This is a genomic window from Pantoea sp. B9002 (assembly GCF_013385945.1).
GTDB lineage: Bacteria > Pseudomonadota > Gammaproteobacteria > Enterobacterales > Enterobacteriaceae > Pantoea.
In genome coordinates this window covers 16611-38104 of record NZ_JACAPA010000026.1, presented here as the reverse complement: position 1 = coordinate 38104, position 21494 = coordinate 16611, and the positions used below count along the sequence as shown (strand labels likewise).

General features: G+C 54.7%; 21 protein-coding genes. 11 read left to right on the top strand and 10 right to left on the bottom strand.

Annotated elements, in window-relative coordinates; all coding sequences use genetic code 11:
- Positions 1-107: 107 nt before the first annotated feature.
- Positions 108-641, bottom strand: a complete 534-nt coding sequence (locus HX773_RS14215) for a helix-turn-helix domain-containing protein (RefSeq protein WP_176972057.1) — start codon at positions 639-641, stop codon at positions 108-110.
- 133 nt (positions 642-774) lie between these two features.
- On the opposite strand from HX773_RS14215, the gene HX773_RS14210 reads away from it, so the two are divergent.
- Positions 775-1755 (top strand): MBL fold metallo-hydrolase, encoded by a 981-nt coding sequence (locus tag HX773_RS14210; protein ID WP_370463609.1) that lies wholly within the window; start codon positions 775-777, stop codon positions 1753-1755.
- Between the two features lie 43 nt (positions 1756-1798).
- Here the strand turns inward: HX773_RS14210 and HX773_RS14205 are convergent, their stop codons facing one another.
- Positions 1799-3208: an MFS transporter gene (locus tag HX773_RS14205; RefSeq protein WP_008108065.1), complete on the bottom strand. Its 1410-nt coding sequence runs from the start codon at positions 3206-3208 to the stop codon at positions 1799-1801.
- A gap of 115 nt (positions 3209-3323) precedes the next feature.
- On the opposite strand from HX773_RS14205, the gene HX773_RS14200 reads away from it, so the two are divergent.
- Complete coding sequence (locus HX773_RS14200) at positions 3324-4178, top strand: helix-turn-helix transcriptional regulator (protein ID WP_176972056.1); 855 nt, start codon at positions 3324-3326, stop codon at positions 4176-4178.
- A gap of 4 nt (positions 4179-4182) precedes the next feature.
- Here HX773_RS14200 and HX773_RS14195 read toward each other — a convergent pair whose 3' ends face one another.
- Positions 4183-5175, bottom strand: a complete 993-nt coding sequence (locus tag HX773_RS14195; protein ID WP_176972055.1) for a glycosyltransferase family 32 protein — start codon at positions 5173-5175, stop codon at positions 4183-4185.
- Positions 5176-5511: 336 nt separating this feature from the next.
- Here HX773_RS14195 and HX773_RS14190 point away from each other — a divergent pair, with 336 nt between their 5' ends.
- Positions 5512-6219, top strand: a complete 708-nt coding sequence (locus tag HX773_RS14190; protein ID WP_176972054.1) for a phage antirepressor KilAC domain-containing protein — start codon at positions 5512-5514, stop codon at positions 6217-6219.
- 102 nt (positions 6220-6321) lie between these two features.
- Here HX773_RS14190 and HX773_RS14185 read toward each other — a convergent pair whose 3' ends face one another.
- A complete protein-coding gene (locus HX773_RS14185) occupies positions 6322-6813 on the bottom strand; it encodes an N-acetyltransferase (RefSeq protein ID WP_176972053.1) in 492 nt (163 codons plus the stop codon).
- A gap of 261 nt (positions 6814-7074) precedes the next feature.
- Between HX773_RS14185 and HX773_RS14180 the strand changes: the two genes are divergently transcribed.
- Together HX773_RS14180 and HX773_RS14175 are read left to right on the top strand one after the other, a co-directional pair.
- Complete coding sequence (locus HX773_RS14180) at positions 7075-7614, top strand: GNAT family N-acetyltransferase (protein WP_176972052.1); 540 nt, start codon at positions 7075-7077, stop codon at positions 7612-7614.
- 108 nt (positions 7615-7722) lie between these two features.
- Positions 7723-9150, top strand: a complete 1428-nt coding sequence (locus HX773_RS14175; RefSeq protein WP_255433231.1) for a trehalose-6-phosphate synthase — start codon at positions 7723-7725, stop codon at positions 9148-9150.
- A 46-nt stretch (positions 9151-9196) separates the two neighbouring features.
- On the opposite strand, the gene HX773_RS14170 is transcribed toward HX773_RS14175, so the two are convergent.
- Entirely contained in the window at positions 9197-10072 is an 876-nt protein-coding gene (locus HX773_RS14170) for a DMT family transporter (protein WP_176972063.1), read from the bottom strand.
- Positions 10073-10191: 119 nt separating this feature from the next.
- Between HX773_RS14170 and HX773_RS14165 the strand changes: the two genes are divergently transcribed.
- Positions 10192-11526: a PLP-dependent aminotransferase family protein gene (locus tag HX773_RS14165; RefSeq protein WP_176972051.1), complete on the top strand. Its 1335-nt coding sequence runs from the start codon at positions 10192-10194 to the stop codon at positions 11524-11526.
- A gap of 18 nt (positions 11527-11544) precedes the next feature.
- Here the strand turns inward: HX773_RS14165 and HX773_RS14160 are convergent, their stop codons facing one another.
- The 4 genes from HX773_RS14160 to HX773_RS14145 form a co-directional block, all read right to left on the bottom strand.
- A complete protein-coding gene (locus HX773_RS14160) occupies positions 11545-12726 on the bottom strand; it encodes an FAD-binding oxidoreductase (RefSeq protein ID WP_176972050.1) in 1182 nt (393 codons plus the stop codon).
- A 118-nt stretch (positions 12727-12844) separates the two neighbouring features.
- Positions 12845-13786, bottom strand: a complete 942-nt coding sequence (locus tag HX773_RS14155) for a 2-hydroxyacid dehydrogenase (RefSeq protein ID WP_176972049.1) — start codon at positions 13784-13786, stop codon at positions 12845-12847.
- Positions 13787-13927: 141 nt separating this feature from the next.
- Entirely contained in the window at positions 13928-14503 is a 576-nt protein-coding gene (locus HX773_RS14150; RefSeq protein ID WP_176972048.1) for a PIN domain-containing protein, read from the bottom strand.
- Positions 14503-14964 (bottom strand): helix-turn-helix domain-containing protein, encoded by a 462-nt coding sequence (locus tag HX773_RS14145; RefSeq protein ID WP_176972047.1) that lies wholly within the window; start codon positions 14962-14964, stop codon positions 14503-14505. Before HX773_RS14145 ends, HX773_RS14150 begins: the two co-directional genes overlap by 1 nt.
- Positions 14965-15223: 259 nt before the next feature.
- On the opposite strand from HX773_RS14145, the gene HX773_RS14140 reads away from it, so the two are divergent.
- The 5 genes from HX773_RS14140 to crtB are packed head-to-tail and all read left to right on the top strand — an operon-like array spanning position 15224 to position 20991.
- Complete coding sequence (locus HX773_RS14140) at positions 15224-16129, top strand: polyprenyl synthetase family protein (protein ID WP_176972046.1); 906 nt, start codon at positions 15224-15226, stop codon at positions 16127-16129.
- 14 nt (positions 16130-16143) lie between these two features.
- Complete coding sequence (locus HX773_RS14135) at positions 16144-17421, top strand: glycosyltransferase (protein ID WP_176972045.1); 1278 nt, start codon at positions 16144-16146, stop codon at positions 17419-17421.
- Entirely contained in the window at positions 17421-18587 is a 1167-nt protein-coding gene (crtY, locus tag HX773_RS14130; protein WP_176972044.1) for a lycopene beta-cyclase CrtY, read from the top strand. The genes HX773_RS14135 and crtY overlap by 1 nt, the downstream gene beginning before the upstream one ends.
- Positions 18584-20065, top strand: coding sequence for a phytoene desaturase (locus HX773_RS14125; RefSeq protein WP_176972043.1), 1482 nt, complete (start codon positions 18584-18586; stop codon positions 20063-20065). Before crtY ends, HX773_RS14125 begins: the two co-directional genes overlap by 4 nt.
- On the top strand, positions 20062-20991 hold the full coding sequence (gene crtB / locus HX773_RS14120; RefSeq protein WP_176972042.1) for a 15-cis-phytoene synthase CrtB: 930 nt from the start codon (positions 20062-20064) through the stop codon (positions 20989-20991). Before HX773_RS14125 ends, crtB begins: the two co-directional genes overlap by 4 nt.
- Here crtB and HX773_RS14115 read toward each other — a convergent pair.
- Positions 20930-21463, bottom strand: coding sequence for a sterol desaturase family protein (locus HX773_RS14115; RefSeq protein WP_176972041.1), 534 nt, complete (start codon positions 21461-21463; stop codon positions 20930-20932). The two genes, crtB and HX773_RS14115, sit on opposite strands and share 62 nt — an antisense overlap.
- Positions 21464-21494 lie beyond the last annotated feature (31 nt).

Below are 21494 nucleotides of genomic sequence, written 5' to 3'. Positions count from 1 at the left end.
TAAATTCAGCGCGACTCGCGGATTTTCGGTTGTTTTACAATAAGGTGGAAAGCTCCTGCTGAAATCTGCTCACAAGAATTACCCTTCTGCCGTCATCAGATGAGAGTTCACTCCTTTACAGGATTGGCAGTTTTAGCCGACCGTTTATCCGCCCGAAATTGTGAGTTTCTGGCTTCACGCTCGGCGATAAATTTCTCACTTAACGTGCTTTCGACCGCATTAAAGGTAAATGGCATATCCTGAGGCGCCGGACTCCATTCAGCCGTAATTTCTTCTCCAGTGCGTTTACTGATTAATTTGACCGCCGGGTCGTCCAGCGGATCAAAACCACCCCATCTCATTCCCCAACTGCGCAATGCCAATAAAACGGCATCCAGCTCTTTGCCTTTCCCGGTCGCAAAGTATTCGAAGCGTTTTGGGCGTTCGCAATAAAGACGTCGTTCCAGCACACCTTCTTTTTCAAGTGCCTTCAGGCGCGTTGATAGCAAAAATGAAGACATTTCAGTTTGCGCTTGTATGTCATCAAAGCGGCGCACGCCTAAGGAAATTTCTCTCATGATCAACAATGTCCAGCGATCACCAACAATTGAAAGCGAACGTGCTATCGGGCAAACGCTTTCACACAGAGTGTCCCAGCTCATAACCCTATCCTCTCTGATTTTCCCATCACTTTTAACCTGCGCAGATTGTAGCTTGACGTTAACTGCCTAGTCACTTCATAATTTGAAGTGACTACTGAAAGTCATCTCAACGTACCACTAAAAAGGAATTTTTGTGAAAACTTCTCGTTTTAAAAAAATGCTGCTTGTTGCCGCATTAACCTTGCCGACCAGCTTACTCGCCCTACCCGTTGCCCAAATCAAAACTCAGGCGCCAGGCTACTACCGCATGATGCTGGGCAATTTTGAAATCACTGCGCTGTTGGACGGCACGGCAACGCTGTCGATGGATTCTTTGCTGCAAGGCGCGTCGGTGGAAACCATCAAACGCCTGCTGGCAGCGCAATCACTTTCAACCCAGGTTGAGACGCCGATTAATACCTATTTGGTGAACACCGGTACGCATCTGATTCTGGTCGATACCGGCGCGGGATCCTTGTTTGGTGATGCCGGTGGACATCTGCTGGCTAACTTGCGCGCCAGCGGTTATTCGCCCGAGCAAATTGATACCGTGTTGCTGACACACATTCACTCCGATCATATCGGCGGTTTGAGCAGCAACGGCAAACCAACGTTTGTAAATGCCACGGTGTATGTGAACAAGAAAGATGCCGATCATTGGCTGGATCCGGCCAATCTGGCGCAGTCAAAAGGCGAAGCGCACAGCGGCTTTCAGCAGGCCATTGACGCACTCCAGCCGATTGTGAGTGCGGGAAAACTCAAAACCTTCAACGGCGAAACGCAGCTTTTTCCTGGTATAACCGCTATCCCCGCAGCCGGTCACACGCCGGGGCATACGCTGTATCAGTTTGAGGATAGCGGTCAAAAGTTGCTGGCGTGGGGCGATTTGGTGCATTCAACGGCGGTACAAATGACGCAGCCTGAAGTGACCATATCCTTTGATTGGAAAGGTGCTGAGGCCGAAAAATCGCGGGAAAAAATATTACGTGATGCTGCACTCAACCATGAATGGATCGCCGGTGCGCATCATGCCTTCCCTGGCATTGGTCATGTGATGCGTGTTGCAAACAAAGATAATCATCCGGCCTATCAGTGGATCCCAGCCAATTATAGTTTGGCTGGCTTAAAGCCCTGATTCTTGACGCAATCGCTTTCAAAGAAGGCGATTGCGTTGCCCATTACCCTTCTGCCGTTACCGGCTGAAACGTACGGCGATTGAGGCTGGTGAAGATCACCAGCAATGCCATCATTACCAGCTCAACGCCGAGCGTGCCGGTGATCGCCGCCAGATGATTGCCGTGCGTATAGATCTGCGTGAACACACCGCCCAGCAGCATCGGGCCTAAACCCAACGCCGATTGCTGCACCGTCGACAACACCGCGCTGCCCGCGCCCGCCTGATGATGCGGCACGCCGCTCATGCCAATGCGGTAGAAGGTGCTGACGATAAACGACTGACCAAAGCCAATCAGCACCGTCGCAGGGATCAGGGTGAAAATACCGACCTGCGGCCAGGCGAGTTGCAGCGTGGCGATCAGGGCCAGCAACCCAACCATCTGAATGCCGCAGCCCATCAACAAGGCACCGCGCTTACCTAAACGCTCGACGATGCGCGTGGATTGCATCGCCCCGATAAAATAGGCCACGCCCAGCGCAATAAACGCATTTCCGGACTGAAACGCGGTCAGCCCTAAACCGGCCTGCAGCGTCAGCGCCACCGAGAACATAAAGCCGCTCCAGCAGGAGAAGAACAGCACCGCCAGCGTCAGACCAAAACGCACGCTCGGCAGACGCAGCAGTGAAGGCGGCAGCAGCGGCGCGCCGTTGGCCGCTTCCAGACGCAGCGAACTCTGGCGCAGACGATGCAGAAACAGCGGGAACAGCACCAGCAGCAGGATGCACGGCCACGACCAATGCAGCAGCGGGCCAAGCGCCAGTGCCAGCATCAGGCAACCAATCGCGCCCGCCAGCAGCAACGTCCCGCTGACATCCACCGGCACGCGCTGCGTGTTCTGCGTTTCCGGCACAAAGCGGCGCGCGGTGATCAGCACAAACAGGCAAATTGGCAGGTTAATCAGGAACACGCTGCGCCAGCCGTAGCCGCCGATATCCGCTTTGATGAGAAAGCCGCCCAGCACCTGACCGATGATAAAGGCCAGTCCGCCAATGCCGCCGTACAAACCGATGGCGCGCGCATGCGCTCTGCCCTTCAGCGTGATGTGCAGCGTGGCAAGGATTTGCGGCACGATAAAGGCCGCGCCCACGCCTTGCAGCGCGCGGGCAAACATCAACAGGCCGACGCTGTTGGCGATGCCGCATAATAAAGATGCAATACCGAAGATCCATACTCCGGCAAGGAACACGCGGCGGCGGCCGTAGTTATCGCCGAGACGACCGCCCATCGCCAGGCAGATGGCAAAGGCGATGCCGTAGACCGCGACGATCAGCGCCAGCTCAATCGCCGTGGCCTGCAGCGTGTGGGCCATCGCGTCTAACGCTACGTTAACGATAGAAAAATCAATCATGGGCAGCAGTTGCCCGGCAAGCAGGACCATCAATCCTGTGCGTTGAAGTTGCGATGTCTGCATCGGTTTTACCTTGTTTTTGCTGTCAGTACGGCATAGCATCACCCAACCGTTAAACGGGTACCAGTTCTTGATTATCATGGTATAAATACTACCCGTCTTGTCGAAGGATCTGCTTATGAGCCTGGCATCCGCGCCTGTTACCACCGAACAAAACAACCGCAAATTACTCGGCACCTTTCTGCGCACGCGCCGGGAAAATCTCGATCCCAATCGGCTCGGTTTACCCCGCATGCGCCATCGCCGCACGCCAGGTTTACGCCGCGAAGAAGTCGCGCAGTTAGCGGATGTTGGCGTGACCTGGTATACGTGGCTGGAACAGGGACGCGATATCAAAGCCTCGCCGAAAACCCTGACGGCGATTGCTAGCGCGTTGCAGTGCAACGATGTGGAAACGCAGCACCTGTTTTCGCTCGCCGGACATGCGTTACCTTCGGTGCGCGTGGTGGCCGCCTGCTGCAAAATTGCCGCGCACAATCAGCAGATGCTCGACGCGATCCAGTTACCGGCAATTATTGAGACGCCGCGCTTTGATATTCTCGGTTACAACGCCGCGTGGTGTGCCTTGATGGGTGTGGATTTAGCCGAAATCGCGCCTGAAGATCGCAACTGTATCTGGCTGGCCTTCAATCATCCCACTTGGCGCAAAGCGCTGAATGACTGGGATGAAGTGATGCCGCAGATGGTGGCGATGTTTCGCGGGCAGATGGGCGAGCACCTTGGCGATCCACACTGGGAAAGCTTTCTTGCCCGCTTGCTGAACAGTTCGGATGAGTTTGCTCACACCTGGCAGCGCTATGAATTGGGCCAGGTGGAGAATCGCGTGAAACGCTTTTATCGCGACGAAGTGGGTGAAATGACGCTGCGGCAAAATAACTGGTGGTCGGCGTCACGCAACGGCGATCGCCTGCTGGTGTATGTGCCGGACGATGAAACCAGCGCCGCGGCACTGCAGCAGTTGATCAATCCGTGATGTGCTAGGCCTTGCTCGTCAGCGCCGGAACCGGTGTCTGCGGGCGAGCGCCCTTCTGGCTGGTTAACAGAATGTGACCCAACAAGCTGTCTTTGTTCACCACGCCATATTTCAGGTTGGTGTCGAGATATTTGCGATCAAATCCCGTCAGTTTGGTCAGCGGCGGCAACACTGCCGGCAGACGATCCACCATCAGCATGCGGCTCAGCTTCACCGGACGCCACTCCACCAGGCTTTGATACAGCAACGCGCTGGCCTCGCATTTGCGCAGATAGAAGTTGTACTGATTGTTCTCACGCAGCGCCTGTTGCTGCGCGATATACACCACCAGATAATCCGGTGGCGTGATGCCCTGAACAATGGTTTCGTAATTGGGCAGCGCGAGCAGACGACGGAAAAATTCGTCGGCACCCACTTCGACAATCGGACGGAAAAAGTGCAGCCAGCGCGCAATAAAAGCGTTATTTTTCGGCGCGGCCAGGAACCAGGATTCAATCACCGGATAGGCTCTATCCAGCGTCGAACTGTCACGATAAAAGGCGATTAGGTCATAACGATCGTCAATATTCACCGCCAGCAATTCGTCCATCGTGCGATTGAGAATGATGGTGGCATCCATCCAGATTCCGCCATAGCGATGCAGCAGTTCCAGCCGAATCACGTCACTTTTATGTGAAGGACGCATATCCTGATGCACGAAGTGCAGATCGGGCAGATAGTGCTGGATATTCAGGTTATTGATGACGGTTACTTGATAGGCGGGGTTTTCGCGCACGATTTTATCGACAAAAATCTGCACTTCTTCCGGCAGCGTTTCACTTTCCCAGTACATCCAAATCTGACGCGGAATGGCAGCGGGCGCGGTCTGGCGTGCAACTAAATTGATATCCTGCTCTGCGGCGGGATTGTAATCGGGCAGCGTTCTGCGTTTGGTCAGTTTTTTTTCCGCCAGTAAACCTAATGAGACCAGATGGGTTTTGAATTTATTCTTTTTCATCGTTTCTCCAGCAGCACAGCCGCCAGTTAACTACTTATTGCTGTTAAAAAGGCACACATCAGCCCTGCACCTAATGCTGCAGAAAGCCGATAAAAGCCCGGAAAATTGGCTCAAAATTATCAAACAGCACTCAGCGCGACAATTTAATAAACCGCTAAAACCTCACTTTAAGAGAATACGTAGATCGCTGGGTTTGCGGGATCTGACTTTGTGAAACGTTACGCAAAGCCGAACATCTTAGAGCAACGGTTAAAAATAATACTGGATATATAAACAGTGTTACGTATACTTATTCAACAGCTACAAGGCTGAGTAAGTCTGCAAGAGGTGATAATGATGATGATCTCCACGGAAAGTCTGTCTGCTTTGAATGCATCAATGATGATGAGCAGCCGCGAAATTGCCCATGTCACGGGCATTACGCACGGCGAAGTGAAGCGCCTGGTGAAAAGCCTGGAAACCGCACAGCGTCTTTCCCAGCCTTTGACGGTGAATCTTTATGAGCATCAGGGTGAAGTGCGTCAGGAGTTTCATCTTAACAAGCGCGATTCATTACTTGCCGTTGCCCGGCTTTCGCCTGGCTTCACTGCGGAATTACTCGATCTTTGGCAGCAGCGCGAACAATTTACCCATCTGCCTGATTTCACCAATCCGGCGGAAGCGGCCCGCGCCTGGGCGGAGCAATTTGAGCAGCGCCGGGCGGCTGAGCAGCAACTTGCGTTGTCGGCACCTAAGGCTGAATTTTTTGATCGCTTTGTCGAGATCGAAGATTCGCTCGGCTTTCGTCAGCTGTGCAAGATGTTGAAGGTGAAGGAAACTGAGTTTCGTGAGTTTCTGTTAGAACGCAACATTATGTATCGCGAAAAAGGCACGCTGGCACCGCAGCAACACCATATGCAGGCAGGTTATTTTACCCTGCGCTCCGGACGTGGCGAGAATCAGCATGCTTTCTCACAAGCGCGTTTCACCGCCAAAGGCGTGAAATGGGTGGCCAGTTTATGGGCGGGACATCTGTCGGCGCAGCCGAAAGGTGTGGCTGCATGAAGTGTGCTCAGGTACCGTAGCGGCGCAATTTATTGCGCGATAAATCGCGCCGCTACGGAATGTGCGATTAATGAATGCTTACCGGTATATTTACCTGGTGAATTACAGCGTCATCAGCATCTCATGCCAGGCCATGCCGCCGTGGTCTGAATCGGACGGTTTGACGTAGTGATAGCCCCATTTTTTATAAAGCTCAACGTGCTTGGTTTTGCACATCAGATGAATGGTGCGCTTATCCATGTTCTTCATCAGGTCGATAAACTGGCGCATCAGCAGCGACGCATAACCTTTGCCCTGATAAGCGGGATCAAGCACCACCGACATAATCACGGCGTTGGGTGCCGCAGGATCGTGGCCGATTAACTCTTTGAACGCTTCATCTGACATCACCACATCCCACGCGCATCCGGCGTTGATAAAACCAATCACCTTGCCGTCGGTTTCCAGACATAAAAATCCCTGCGGATACTGCGCAATGCGGGTGGCAATTTTTTCACGCGTGGCGGCTTCATCACCTTCGTAAGCCTCAATTTCAATCGCGTAACACCGATCCACATCGGCCAGCCTGGCTTCTCTAAACACTAACGTCGACACAACTCAACCTCTTCGATTCACCTCTGAACGGCGGTCATTCTAACAGGGCGAATGTTCCATTGCGCATAAATACACCTCTCAAACCGTAGGGTCGCCATTCATGGCGACCGTTAGAATATTTACTCCAGCCTTTTCCCGAAATCTAAATTAAATCTATTAAATTTTTATAATTTCCAGCGCCTTTTTTACGACATTTTTACGGGTTGGTCGGCTAGATTAATTTCATCGACAGCCCTGAAGGATTCGGAGAGGTAGCGCGAGATGAAAAGTATCGAACTCACTAACAGCGGTTCAATTAATAGCGTATCGGCGGTTGCTGACCTGGCAGAACAACAACGCATTAAAATGTTGTCACCCCGCAAATGGTTTAAAGGTGCGTTTTCTATCAGCACAGATAAAACGTTACTGAATACTCACTTCTTATTTTCGGCATTGAGCCATCACGATAGCGATAAGCGACATATTGCCTTAGCGTTGCGCGGCAGCCTGTGTTTTGGCGTTTACCGTAATGATCGTCAGATTGGCTTCGCGCGTATCGTCACCGATTTAGCCGGTACCGCAATTATCCGGGATATCTATATTTCCCCGGAATACCGTTTTATCGGATTGGGCTCATGGTTGCTGAGCTGCTGCCTGACACATCCGGCGATGCTGAAGAGCCAAACCGTCATTGGCTGGGGCAGCGACGCCTCACTGTTCCTGATGAAGAATGGCTTCAAACCGGTTGAAAATATGCCGGAAATGCACGTTGTGCAGGTTCATCCGCATAACGTTAGCGGTCAACACGCACCGATCCATTAACGCCTGTGAGCGTAAATCATGAGCGGCATGCTGCAATTTTTACTGCGCCAACCTCTTTTAAATTCTCTGCCAACTATTCATGAGCAGAATAAGCAACGGGTCAAAACTATGTCAGGCTTGATTTTGGTATCACACAATCAAAATAATCACTCAACGCTTTCTAACATTTATGAAAGCATATTGACGCGTCGCGGTGGCATGTGGGTGAAATGGAGTGGCGAGTTTGAATCTTTTACCACTGAACCTCATCGTGAGCTGAATTTTACTAGCGGCAAAGCATTCGACACGCTGACATTCCGCTTAACCAAAGCAGAATATGAAGAAGGTTATCATCAATATATTCATCAGGGATTGTGGCCGGTATTTCATCAGCGCCCCGACATGGCGCATTTTTCCACCAGCAGCCAAATCGGTTATATGAAACTGAATGAAACCTATACGCGTGCCATCAGTGAATATGCCATGCCCGATGATGATATTTGGCTGCAGGATTATCACCTGATTCCGAGCATTAAAATGCTGCGCGATGCCGGCCTGATAAATCGTATCGGCTTCTTTTTCCATCAGCCTTTCCCGGCGGGACAATCCTTTGAATCGGTGCCGAACTGGCGCTATCTGGCCGATTCATTACTGTGCGCCGATCTGATTGGATTCCAGACCACCCACGACATGAACAATTTCACCGCCTGGGTTGAATCCCGCTTCCGTTGCGAACGTCAAACGCCTTACACGCTGCGTATTCATGGTCGCCAGATTCGCGTAGGCGTATTCCCGGTAGGGATTGATACTGCGGAAACCAGTGCGCTTGCCGAAAGCAACAGCTGCCAGTATATGGAGCAGCAATGTCGCGAAACCTTACCGGAGAATCTGATCCTCAGCGGCGGCCATTTTGACGACAGCACCGGCACGCCCTACCGCATCAGCGCGATAGAAGTTTTACTGCGTCAACACGAGGAGTATCACCACAAGTTTTCCATGGTGCAGCTGGCTTCTGCGGCGTCAGGTTACAGCCATCGCATCAAGGAATTGTCGCGCGATTTAGAAACCCGCTGCGGCGAAATGAACGGCGTGCATGGCGAGCTGAACTGGTATCCGGTGAGTTATTTGAGCAACCATTATTCGCATGAAGAACTGTGCGGATTTTACCGTGCGGCGCGCGTGGCGCTGGTCACACCGCTGATAGCCGGGATGAGTTTGATGGCGAAAACCTATGTGGCGGTGCAGGATCATGCCAATCCCGGCGTGCTGATTCTGTCGCAGTTTGCCGGCGCCGCCGAACAGATGCAGGGCGCGCTGTTGGTGAATCCCTATGATCCCTACGCCATCGCCGATGCCATTCATACCGCGCTTATCATGCCGCTTTCGGTGCGTCGCGAACGACATGCTAGCCTGCTAAAAAATCTGCATCTGCATGATTGCCACAAATGGGCCGAAAGCTTCATTAACGCGCTGCAGCCGCGAGAACAGGATTTCGATTTAACGCTAAAGTCGGGTGCGCTGATTTCCAATGGTTTTAGTGGGCGACTGCGTTATTAATCCAATATGCATGAGGCCGCCTGCGGGCGGCCAACATGCATGAACTTTAACGCGCAAATTTTCGCGAACCGATGACGCAGAGAATGACGCCAAGCGTGACAGCTATCATCAGCGGGCTGACGCTCTCGTGCAGCAACGAAGCCGACAGACCCAGTCCAAAAAATGGCTGGAGCAACTGCAGTTGCCCGACAGCGGCAATTCCACCGATAGCGAGCCCTTTGTACCAGAAGATAAAACCAATCAGCATACTGAAAAGCGAGACATAGCCCAGCGCAAGCCAGGCTGAAGTGCTGATGTGGCTCAGGGATTCAGGCAAGGTCAAATATGACGCGATCAACACAAAAGGCAGTGAAATAATCAGCGCCCAACTAATAACTTGCCAGCCTCCCAGCTCACGCGAAAGTTTTGCCCCTTCGGCATAGCCCAGGGCGCAGACGATTACTGCCGCGAGCATCAGCAGATCGCCTTTGAGTGATACGGCAGCGAGATGAGAAAGCGCAAAGCCCACAACCAGCAAACTGCCGCAGAGGGAAAAGAGCCAGAAAGCGCGTCGCGGTCGTTCACCACCACGAATGACGCCAAAGACGGCGGTTGCTAGCGGAAGCAACCCGAGGAAAACGATCGAATGTGACGAAGTTACGTGCTGCAAAGCCATGGCGGTCAGCAACGGAAAACCGATCACCACGCCCATAGCGACGATGAAAAGTGAGAATAGTTGGCTGGAATTAGGTCGCTTAACCTTAAACAAGCAGATCAACATGAGCGCCAGCACACCCGCTATCGATGCGCGGATGAAAGTCAGGAAAAACGGGTCGATGTCCTGAACGGCAATACGCGTTGCCGGCAGCGATCCGCTGAAAATAATCACGCCCGCCAGGCCGTTGAGCCAGCCTGAAATCGACTCAGGACGCGTCTTTTGTATCACCACGTTAAACCTCTTTCAGTAGCTGAGTGAAGGCGACTATTACCTTCATGAATTGACGCTACGGAGGATAAACGCCATGATCCAGAACAATCAAAATATTGTCATGGATACATTCGGTGAAAGCACGTTATAAGGATGTGGTTGACGAATATGCAGCGGCTATACGCAGCGGAGAATTGTCGGCAGGCACGCGCCTGCCAACCCATCGCGCGCTGGCGGCGGAAAGACGGATCTCACTAGCAACCGCTACACGCGTCTACGCTGAACTTGAAGCAATCGGGCTGGTCAGCGGTGAAACCGGACGCGGGACTTTCGTCCGGGAAATTTCTTTGCCTCTGGGTCTCGGTGTCGATCAGCATGTGGTCGCAACCGATGTGGTGGACCTCAATTTCAATTATCCCGCATTGCCCGATCAGGCCGATCGCCTGCGCGATGCCCTGCGCAATCTCTCCAATGCGGGGGATATTGAATCGCTGCTGCGTTATCAGCCGCATGCCGGGAAAGAGAGCGACCGGCATACCATTGCATCATGGCTTAGCTCAACCGGGATCACGCCTTCGGCTGATGACGTTCTGATTGTCAATGGCGCACAGCACGGCCTTACCATTGCGGTGATGGGATTGCTAAAACCCGGCGATGTTGTGGCGGTAGACGCGTTGATTTATCCCGGCTTTAAGGCATTGGCTGCGCTTTATCATCTTGAACTTGCCGCCATACCGGCTGGACCAGACGGTCCTGATCTCAACGCGTTAAGACAAGTCTGTCAGCGCAGGCGCGTCCGTGCGATTTATACCATGCCTACGTTGCATAACCCGCTTGGCTGGGTTCTAAGTGCTGCGCAACGCAGACAGCTCGCCCTGATTGCTCGAACATTTGATCTTCTGGTGATTGAGGATGCCGCCTATGCTTATCTGGTGCCTCGTCCGCCGCCGCCAATGGCTCTTTATGCACCTGAAAGAACCCTTTATGTGACCGGCTTTGCGAAAAATATTGCCACCGGATTGCGCGTCGGCGCCGTCGTTTGCCCCGCTGGCATGCGTGCAGCACTAGAGCGCGCTATTCGTGCCACCACATGGAATACCCCTTCTCTGATGGTCTCGTTAGTGTGTGGCTGGATTAAGGATGGGACGATAAAACGCCTGGAAACCCTGAAAAGACGGGATGCCCGTGAGCGCCAGTCGATCGCCCGGCAGATTCTTGCGCCCGAGGATTTTATCAGCCATCCCAACTCTTATTTTCTCTGGCTACCGTTGCCGTGCGAAGTCAGGGCTGAACGCGTGGTACAGCGTTTAATGCAGCAGCAGATCTCGGTATCTTCAGCGGAGCCCTTCAGCACCTCAATCAATGTGCCGCATGCCATTCGTCTTGCATTGGGATCGGTTAGCAAGGATAAACTGCGGCTTGCCGTGGCGGCGGTGAAAGAGACTATCGATTATGAAAGAGACCGGTAAAAACAGTGTCTCGCTGCGTTATTGCGCCGCCGGGAAATTACGCTTAATAGGCGCAAACTCTTCCACGTTTTTACCCAGCAGACGCTGCGGACGGAAATCGCTCAGCAGCTCACTTGCCACATCGCCGATCAACTCTTCAGCCACCAGCTTGCCAATCAATGGCGAAAGCGTGATGCCGCTGTGCGTCACCGCCACATACACGCGCTGATGCGCTGTGACATAACCCAGCGCCGGTAAACCATCAGCAGGTCGTGCACGTTGCCCCACCACAATCTGTTCGATCTGCAACTCGCCCGCATCCGCAAACAGCGCGTGATAACGCTCGCGGAACTGTGCGGCGATGTCGCTGGTGATTGAGGGTGGCGCAGCAGAATCGGCCAGGTGATCCAGCTCTAAGGCTTGCAGCAGCAAACGTCCGCCGCCGTCCGGGCGTACGTTGAGTTGTGGAGAGATGAGATTGGCAGTGAGCGACAGCGGCTGCGGCGCGGTGCGCACCAGAAAACTGCAGGCCACGGCGTTCGGTTTGCTGGTATCCAGCAATGCCAGATTGAGTCCGAGTGAATTCAGCAGCTGATTGGCCCAGCGTCCGGTGGCTAACACGATACGATCGCCCTGCCACTGCTCGCCGTTTTCCAGCTGCAGCGTTACCCGCTCGGCACTTTCACTGATGCTATTGATGCGCTGATGCTGATGCAGCAGCGCGCCGCGCGCTTTGGCTTCTGACCATAAGCGCGCCAGATAGATCGCCGGATGCAACACCGATTCTGTCGGGAAATGCCACACGCTGCCGCTGATGGCCTGCGCCCGTAGCTCTGGGATATCACGCAGCACATCTGCGGGCGACGCTTCACGCGCCGCGTAACCCGCCGATTGCAGCGACGTGGCGCGCTGCAGCAAACGTTGCTGCGCATCGCCCTCGGCGGCCCATTCCCATGTGCCGCCGGTTTCCAGCCAGCGCAAACCGTTCGGCTGCGCTTGCTGCAGTTTGAGGTGCTCTTCCATCGAGAGCGCATTAAGCAGGTGATAACTGTGCGGCTGTTTGCCATTGGAGTTCACCCAGGCAAACGTCGTGCTGCTGGTGCCCGCACCAATGTGCTGCTGTTCGAAAACGGTGACTTCAACGCCCTGCAACGCCAAGGCGCGCGCCACCGCTAATCCGATAACGCCGCCGCCAATAATTGCAATTTTCTGTGCTGTCATAATGGGCTCCTGAATTAAGTGCCGATATCATAACAGCCTGGCCGAGCGAAAATTGCTATGGCTAAATAGGGATTATTACGCAGGATATAAGAATTTCATCTTAATCCGGATGCTTAAATTATACCGATGTCAGAATCTTCCCATCGGCAAAATAGGCCAGTAAATTCTCCAGCACATTATTGGTCATTTGCGCACGCGTTTCGTGGGTTGCGCTGGCAATATGCGGCGTTAACAGCACATTATCCAGTTCACGCAGCGCGGGATTAATTTTCGGCTCGTCCGGATAAACGTCCAGCGCCGCCCCTTTAATGATTCCCTGCTGCAAGGCAGCGATCAGATCGGGTTCATTGATTACTGTGCCACGCGCGATGTTGATGACTACGCCCTCTTTGCCGAGCGCCGCTAGCACCTTCGCGTTGACCAGCTGCAAATTCTCTTTGCTGCCCGGCAGTGCCAGCACCAGAAAATCGCTAAAGGCGGCGAGTTGCTCGATGGTGCCGCAGCGCTTATAGCTGACGTCTTTCGCCGAACGCGCGGTATACGCCACTTCCATACCAAAGGCTTCGGCACGGCGCGCAATCGCTAAGCCAATCGCGCCCAACCCAGCGATACCGATTCTTTTTCCGCTGACGCGGCTGGAGAGTTCAACGCCGTTATTTTCCCATGCCCCGGATTTCGCAAACTGATGGTAAGCCACCAAATTACGCGAGAACGCCAGCGTTAACGTCATTGCCAAATCGGCGACATCGTCAGTCAGAATGTCACGAGTAATGCTGACCTGAATATCCTTTGCGGCAGTGTATTTGAGGTCAATACGATCGGTGCCGACGCCGAATACCGCAATGGCTTTACACTCCGGCAGTTGCTCCAGCAGTGCCGTTTCCACCCCGACATCGCCGCGCGTAACGATGGCGTTAATCGCTTTGCCATGCTGCTGGATAAATAGCGTTGCGTCTTGCTGCTCATATAAGCGATGGCAGTGGAAATGTTGCGTGAGCTTTTCATCTAACTGCAGCATCAGCGGCTGAATAATCAGCACGGCAGGTTTGGTATTCGTCATTTTATTTTCCATTAGCGGTATTTATTTACCACCAGCCTAACGGAGTTATTTATGTTACGGCGTTGCTGTTACTTTTTTCGCTAATAAGATCACGCGGAAATAAATGGCATGCCCTGAAGCAGCGTAGTGATTTAATCGTTGCTAAATGAGAAAACGAAACTTATCTAATGCGCTTACTGTCATCGGCAAACCCTGGCGTAATAGCGAATCCAGATAAACCGTAACGCCCATTGCTGGGTGTCTAAAACTGGCGCGTTGCGCATTCACTGCCTTCAAAACCAGTGCCTGATTTAAGTCGAAGAGATCCATGATGAATTCGTCAGGATGAAGAGCTTCAATTTCGAATTCAGCCATCAGGTTTCTCGGAAAATCCTTCAGGTTCATTGTGACAATGACTTCAGCTTTACACCGTATAGCGGCAGCGACAACATGGCGGTCATTGGAATCGGGCAGTGTAATGCCAGTAATAAGCGGTTCAAATCCAGATACCATTGCGTCTGGAAGCGCTTTATTCATCAAGGTTTGCGTGCGCGCCAACTGATCGCCAGTGATCTCTGGTCTGTTCATGCGTAAATTACGCTGCCATTCATCCTGAATGGTGGCCGTCCATTTTGGCTGGTAGAGCCCCGTCAGACCGAGGCGAAGCAGTACATCGCGCAGTGTGGATGGATACAACACACATGCATCCAGTACAACGGCATAGGGTGAATGGTTCATCAGTAGAAATTGAGATCCTGTCCCTGGTCCGCCAATTCCTGCATTGCATCATTGCTCTCTTGCGCACGTTTATCTTTGAACTGCATAAGATCAGCAAAAAGCACGCGACGATGGCGACCTGTTTTATGGTAGGGAAGCTGACCTTGCTCTAACAGTTTCACCAGATGCGGGCGTGAAACGTTTAAAATATTTGCCGCTTCCTGCGTAGTCAATTCAGCGTGTACAGGCACAACCTGAACCGCATTTCCCACCGCCAACTCGCCTAAAACAGCCATTAGTAATGTCAGGGCAGACGTTGGCAGCTCAATCTGATGCGTTTCGTTGTGCGCATCCTGAATCGATATTTTTTGCGTTTCCTGCTTGGTGGATAGATAAGTTGCGAGCTCCCTCTGCCCACGCAAAGCGGCCTCAATCTCCTTCGGAGCCGGAAGGCTCAAGCTATCCAGAATTGAGTTTTTCATGCGTTTTCCAATTGATAGTTTGTGGTTTCAAATTGCAGTCACCGAATGATAATCGCAATAAATGAAACAATCAATATTCGCAATAAACGAAACATCAACCTCTCTCGGGCGGGCACTCAATCATCACAGCTCTACGCGAATCTCATCCATTATAGGAAGTGGAATGGTTTAACCACGCGGCACCCGCTGGCGAACTCACCTTACGCAGTCTACGGTTAATCAAAAAGCATAAAAATTTCACCAACCATGGATAGCCATTATGACCACCCATGTCGACACCACAGCACATCAGACAAGCGAACTCCTTCAGCTGCAGCAAATTTTACAGGCGCATCTCGAACATTTACTGCCTGCGGGACAGCAAAGCGATCGCGTGCGTGCCGCGATGCGTGCCGGTACGCTGGCGCAGGGCAAGCGCATCCGTCCTTTATTACTGATGCTGGCGGCGCGCGATATGGGTTGCGAGCTGACGCAGAATGGCATTCTCGATCTCGCCTGTGCCGTGGAGATGGTGCACGCGGCATCGCTGATTCTGGATGACATCCCCTCGATGGATAACGCGCAGATGCGTCGTGGTCGCCCTACCGTGCATCGCGAGTTTGGTGAAAACGTGGCGATTCTCGCCGCCGTCGCGCTGCTGAGCCGCGCGTTTGAAGTGATTGCCATTGCACCCGGTTTGCCTGCCATGCACAAATCTGAAGCGATTGCCGAACTCTCCGCCGCCGTGGGCCTGCAAGGTTTAGTGCAAGGGCAGTTTCAGGATCTGCATGACGGCACCCAGAGCCGCAGCCCGGAAGCGATCGCCCTGACCAACGAACTGAAAACCAGCGTGCTGTTTCGCGCCACGCTGCAAATGGCGGCGATTGCCGCTGACGCTTCACCGCAGGTGCGGCAACGTCTTAGCTTCTTCGCTCAGGATCTCGGCCAGGCGTTTCAGCTGCTCGACGACCTCGCCGACGGCTGCAAACACACCGGCAAAGATGTGCATCAGGATCAGGGTAAATCCACGCTGGTACAGATGCTCGGGGCTGACGGCGCAGAACGTCGCCTGCGCGATCACCTGCGCAGCGCTGATGCCCACCTTGCCTGCGCCTGCCATCGCGGCATCGCCACTCGCCAATATATGCACGCGCTGTTTAATCAACAGCTAGCGATGTTCAACTGAGCGCGGCTCAGCCGGTGGGCCACTTTGCGGTGATCGCGCCGCCGCTTTACAGCCACTTTCACGCGTTGCAGGCGTTAGCACAAACGCTGCTGGCGCGTGGCCATCGCATCACCTTCATCCAGCAAGCCGACGCCCGCACCTTGCTCAGCGACGAACGCATCGATTTTGTTGCCGTGGGCCAGCAGACACATCCGGCCGGTTCGCTGGCGCCCGTGTTGCATCGATTGGCCTCGCCGGGCGGCCTGTCGCTGTTTCGCGTGATCAACGATCTCGCATCCTGCACCGATATGCTGTGCCGCGAACTGCCTACGGTACTGAAAGCCTTAAACATTGATGGCGTGATCGCCGACGAAATGGAAGCGGCCGGCGGATTGGTCGCTGAAGCGCTGCATCTGCCGTTTGTTTCGGTGGCCTGCGCCTTGCTGGTCAATCGTGAAGCCGGCATTCCGCTGGCAGTGATGCCCTTCCGTTTTGCTCAGGATGAGAAAGCGCTGAAACGTTTTCAGGCCAGCAGCGATATTTATGACCGCATCATGCGTCGTCACGGCGACGTGATCCTCAAACACGCGCGGGCGTTTAATTTAGCGGAGCGCCGCGGATTGCATCAGTGCCTGTCGCCGCTGGCACAAATCAGCCAGATGGTGCCCGCCTTTGATTTTCCGCGTCAGCAACTGCCCGCCTGCTATCACGCCGTCGGGCCACTGCGCGCGCCGGTTGCGCCTGCACCGCTCAACGCGCCCTGGCCGGCGCTGCGCCAGCCGGTGGTTTATGCCTCGCTGGGTACGCTGCAAGGCCATCGCTTCCGCCTGTTCCTGCATCTGGCGCAGGCGTGCCGCCAGCAGCGGCTGTCACTGGTGATCGCCCATTGCGGGGGATTGAATGCCGATCAGGCGCATCAACTTGAGCTCGCTGGCGCGGCGTGGGTGACGGATTTCGTCGATCAACGCGCCGCGCTGCAGCACGCGCAGCTGTTTATCACCCATGCCGGATTAAATAGCGCGCTGGAAGCGCTGGAATGCGGTACACCGATGCTGGCGCTGCCGATTGCCTTTGATCAGCCCGGCGTGGCGGCGCGCATTGAGTGGCATGGCGTTGGACGTCGCGCTTCGCGCTTTACCCGCGTTCATCAACTGGAGCAGCATTTGCAACAGTTGCTGACCGACGATCGCTATGCGGTACGAATGTCAGCGATACAGGCGCAATTGCAGCGTGCCGGCGGTTGCCAACGAGCCGCCGACATCGTCGAGCAGGCGCTGTGCCAGCAGCAAGTTGTGCTGGCGGAGGCCACCTGATGCGCGTGCACTACGATGTGATTCTGGTCGGTGCCGGACTGGCGAACGGTTTGATCGCGCTGCGCCTGCGTCAACTGCAGCCGCATCTCAAATGCCTGTTGCTGGAGAGCGATGCGCATCCGGCAGGCAATCATACCTGGTCGTTTCATCAGAGCGATCTCAGCGCCGAACAGCTGCGCTGGCTGCAACCGCTGATTACGGCGCGCTGGCCTGGCTATCAGGTGCGTTTTCCCGCGCTGCGCCGCAATCTGGACGGGGATTATTGTTCGATCGCGTCAGACGATTTTGCCCGGCATCTTTACGCGGCAATGGGTGACGATCTGTGGACTAACGCGGCCGTTGAACAGGTAAAACCCACGCAGGTGACGCTGGCGGATGGACGTGAACTTGATGCGCAGGTGGTGATGGATGGTCGCGGCCTGCAGCCAACGCCACATTTGCAACTGGGTTATCAGGTGTTTCTTGGACAAGAGTGGCAGCTGGCGCAGCCGCACGGCCTGCAGCAGCCGATCCTGATGGATGCCACCGTCGATCAGCAAGCAGGCTATCGGTTTGTCTACACGCTGCCGCTCAGCGCCGATCGGTTACTGATTGAAGATACCCATTACGTTAATCAACCTACGCTGGCGGAGAACACCGCTCGTCTGCACATCGCCGACTATGCCAAACAGCAAGGCTGGCGGCTTGGCACGCTGCTGCGTGAAGAGCACGGCATATTACCGATTACCCTGAGCGGCGATATTGATCGATTCTGGCAACAGCAGCGCGGCCAGCCGTGCAGCGGCCTGCGCGCCGGACTGTTTCATGCGACAACCGGTTACTCTTTGCCATCCGCCGTGGCGCTGGCGGAGTTGGTCGCTAGGCTGTTGCCCACCGAGGCTAGCACGCTCAGTCAACATATCGAACGCTTTGCCCGTCAGCAGTGGCGCGAGCAGCGATTTTTCCGCCTGCTGAACCGCATGCTGTTTTTGGCCGGTAAGCCACAGCAGCGCTGGCGCGTGATGCAACGTTTTTACCGGCTCGATGCCGGGTTAATTAGCCGCTTTTACGCCGGGCAACTGCGCCTGCGCGATAAAACGCGGATTCTGTGCGGCAAGCCGCCGGTGCCCATCGGTGAAGCGCTGCGCGCGCTGTTGAATTCTGTCGAACCAGGGAAGAAAAAATGAAACGCACTTATGTGATTGGCGCAGGCTTTGGCGGCCTGGCGCTGGCGATTCGCCTGCAAGCGGCGGGCATACCAACCACCTTACTTGAGCAGCGCGACAAACCGGGCGGACGCGCCTATGTATTTGAAGATAGCGGTTTTACCTTCGATGCCGGGCCCACGGTGATCACCGATCCCAGCGCCATCGAAGAGTTGTTCACGCTGGCGGGAAAATCGCTGAGCGATTACGTCGAGCTGATGCCGGTCACGCCCTTCTATCGCCTGTGTTGGGAAGATGGTAAACAGCTCGACTACGACAACAATCAGCCGCTGCTGGAGCAGCAGATCGCCACCTTCAATCCGCAGGATGTTGCAGGCTATCGTCAGTTCCTCACCTATTCGCGCGAGGTGTTCAAAGAGGGATATCTGAAACTCGGTACCGTGCCGTTTCTGCAGGTGCGTGACATGCTGCGCGTGGCGCCGCAGCTGGGACGTTTGCAGGCGTGGCGCAGCGTCTACAGCATGGTGGCGAAATTTATTCAGGACGATCACCTGCGTCAGGCGTTCTCCTTCCACTCATTGCTGGTGGGCGGTAATCCTTTTGCAACGTCATCGATCTATACCTTAATTCATGCGCTGGAACGTGAATGGGGCGTGTGGTTTCCGCGCGGCGGCACCGGCGCGCTGGTAAATGGCATGGCGCGGCTGTTTGAGGATTTGGGCGGCGAACTGTTATTGAATGCCGAAGTGAGCCAGTTGGAAACCAGTGGCAATCAGATTAGCGGCATCCAGTTGACGGATGGACGACGCTTCGATGCCGCCGCCGTAGCTTCCAATGCCGACGTGGTGCATACCTACGACAAACTGCTGCGCCATCATCCGCTGGCGGTTAAGCGTGCGACATCGCTGAAGCGTAAGCGCATGAGCAACTCGCTGTTTGTACTCTACTTTGGCCTTAATCAGCCGCATGAACAGCTCGCGCATCACACCGTCTGTTTTGGTCCGCGCTACCGTGAATTGATTGATGAAATTTTTAACAGCAGCCAGCTGGCAGAGGATTTTTCACTCTACCTGCACGCGCCCTGCAGCAGCGATCCGTCGCTGGCACCGCCCGGCTGCGGCAGCTTTTATGTGTTAGCGCCGGTGCCGCATCTCGGCACCGCTGACATCGACTGGCAACAGGAAGGACCGCGCTTGCGCGATCGAATTTTTGCTTATCTGGAGCAGCACTACATGCCGGGATTACGTCAGCAATTAGTGACACACAGAATGTTTACGCCGTTTGATTTTCGCGACACGCTGCATGCCCATCACGGCTCGGCGTTTTCGCTGGAGCCGATTTTGACGCAAAGCGCCTGGTTCCGACCGCATAACCGCGATGCCGATATCAGCAATCTTTATCTGGTGGGTGCGGGTACGCATCCAGGCGCAGGCGTGCCCGGCGTGATCGGTTCGGCCAAGGCCACCGCTCGCCTGATGCTGGAGGATCGCGCCGAATGAATCGACAGCCTTTACTTGAGCAAGTGACGCAAACCATGGCGGTGGGCTCGAAGAGTTTCGCCACCGCCGCCAAGCTGTTTGATGCACCGACACGCCGCAGCACGCTGATGCTGTATGCGTGGTGTCGTCACTGCGACGATGTGATTGATGGGCAGACGCTGGGCGAAGGCGGCACGCAGCATGCCATCGAAGATGCGCAAGCACGCATGCAGCATCTGCAGATTGAAACCCGCCGCGCTTACAGCGGCGCGCACATGGATGAGCCGGCATTTAAAGCGTTTCAGGAAGTGGCGATCATTCACCAACTGCCGCAGCAATTGGCGTTTGATCATCTGGAAGGCTTCGCCATGGATGCGCGCGACGAACACTATGCCAACTTCGACGACACGCTGCGTTACTGCTATCACGTCGCGGGCGTGGTCGGTTTGATGATGGCGCGCGTAATGGGCGTGCGCGACGAAGCGGTGCTCGATCACGCCTGCGATTTAGGCCTGGCGTTCCAGCTCACTAACATTGCGCGCGATATCGTCGAAGATGCTGAAAATGGTCGCTGCTATCTGCCGCAATCCTGGCTCGATCAAGCGGGATTACGCGCCGATACGCTGACGGCACCGCAACATCGTGCCGCGCTCGCCACGCTGGCCGCGCGTTTAGTGGCGGAAGCGGAGCCCTATTATCACTCGGCGCGATCCGGCTTGCCGGGTTTGCCGCTGCGCTCGGCGTGGGCCATCGCTACGGCACGCGGTGTTTATCGCGAAATCGGGGTGAAAGTTCAGCACGCCGGTGTTCACGCCTGGGATTCACGGCAGCGCACCAGTAAAGGTGAAAAACTGGCGCTGCTGGTGAAAGGAGCCGGTTTGGCGATCACTTCGCGTGTGGCTCGTCCTGAGCCGCGTCCGGCTGGTCTGTGGCAGCGTCCTCGTTGATTTTTCGCCCGTGGCGCTGGCGCAGCGTGGCTTGCAGCTTATTCAGCGATGGCGCGTAGAGGAAACCAAACGACACGCAGCCTTCGCGCCCGCGTACCGCATGATGCATGCGGTGCGCCATGTATAAGCGCTTGAGATAGCCTTTGCGCGGGATATAGCGGAACGGCCAGCGTTGATGCACCAGACCATCGTGCACCATGAAGTAGAGCGCGCCGTAAGTCGTCATCCCGGCACCAATCCACTGCAGCGGCCAGATGCCTTGTACGCCGACATAAATCAGCACAATCGCCAGCACCGCAAACACCACCGCATACAGATCGTTGAGTTCAAACTTGCCGCTGTGCGGTTCGTGGTGCGACAGATGCCAGCCCCATCCCCAACCGTGCATGATGTATTTATGCGACAGCGCCGCGACGATTTCCATCACCACCACGGTTGCCAGCAAGATAAGCACGTTCCATAACCAGAGCATTGTTCGTCCATTTGTGGAAAAGGGAAACACT

Bases quoted from the DNA above. Each gene is read 5' to 3' on its own strand.
- HX773_RS14215 (WP_176972057.1), bottom strand. From the start codon at position 641: ATGAGCTGGGACACTCTGTGTGAAAGCGTTTGCCCGATAGCACGTTCG.
- HX773_RS14205 (WP_008108065.1), bottom strand. From the start codon at position 3,208: ATGCAGACATCGCAACTTCAACGCACAGGATTGATGGTCCTGCTTGCC.
- HX773_RS14200 (WP_176972056.1), top strand. From the start codon at position 3,324: ATGAGCCTGGCATCCGCGCCTGTTACCACCGAACAAAACAACCGCAAA.
- HX773_RS14195 (WP_176972055.1), bottom strand. From the start codon at position 5,175: ATGAAAAAGAATAAATTCAAAACCCATCTGGTCTCATTAGGTTTACTG.
- HX773_RS14190 (WP_176972054.1), top strand. From the start codon at position 5,512: ATGATGATCTCCACGGAAAGTCTGTCTGCTTTGAATGCATCAATGATG.
- HX773_RS14180 (WP_176972052.1), top strand. From the start codon at position 7,075: ATGAAAAGTATCGAACTCACTAACAGCGGTTCAATTAATAGCGTATCG.
- HX773_RS14175 (WP_255433231.1), top strand. From the start codon at position 7,723: ATGTCAGGCTTGATTTTGGTATCACACAATCAAAATAATCACTCAACG.
- HX773_RS14160 (WP_176972050.1), bottom strand. From the start codon at position 12,726: ATGACAGCACAGAAAATTGCAATTATTGGCGGCGGCGTTATCGGATTA.
- HX773_RS14155 (WP_176972049.1), bottom strand. From the start codon at position 13,786: ATGACGAATACCAAACCTGCCGTGCTGATTATTCAGCCGCTGATGCTG.
- HX773_RS14150 (WP_176972048.1), bottom strand. From the start codon at position 14,503: ATGAACCATTCACCCTATGCCGTTGTACTGGATGCATGTGTGTTGTAT.
- HX773_RS14145 (WP_176972047.1), bottom strand. From the start codon at position 14,964: ATGAAAAACTCAATTCTGGATAGCTTGAGCCTTCCGGCTCCGAAGGAG.
- HX773_RS14140 (WP_176972046.1), top strand. From the start codon at position 15,224: ATGACCACCCATGTCGACACCACAGCACATCAGACAAGCGAACTCCTT.
- crtY (WP_176972044.1), top strand. From the start codon at position 17,421: ATGCGCGTGCACTACGATGTGATTCTGGTCGGTGCCGGACTGGCGAAC.
- HX773_RS14125 (WP_176972043.1), top strand. From the start codon at position 18,584: ATGAAACGCACTTATGTGATTGGCGCAGGCTTTGGCGGCCTGGCGCTG.
- crtB (WP_176972042.1), top strand. From the start codon at position 20,062: ATGAATCGACAGCCTTTACTTGAGCAAGTGACGCAAACCATGGCGGTG.
- HX773_RS14115 (WP_176972041.1), bottom strand. From the start codon at position 21,463: ATGCTCTGGTTATGGAACGTGCTTATCTTGCTGGCAACCGTGGTGGTG.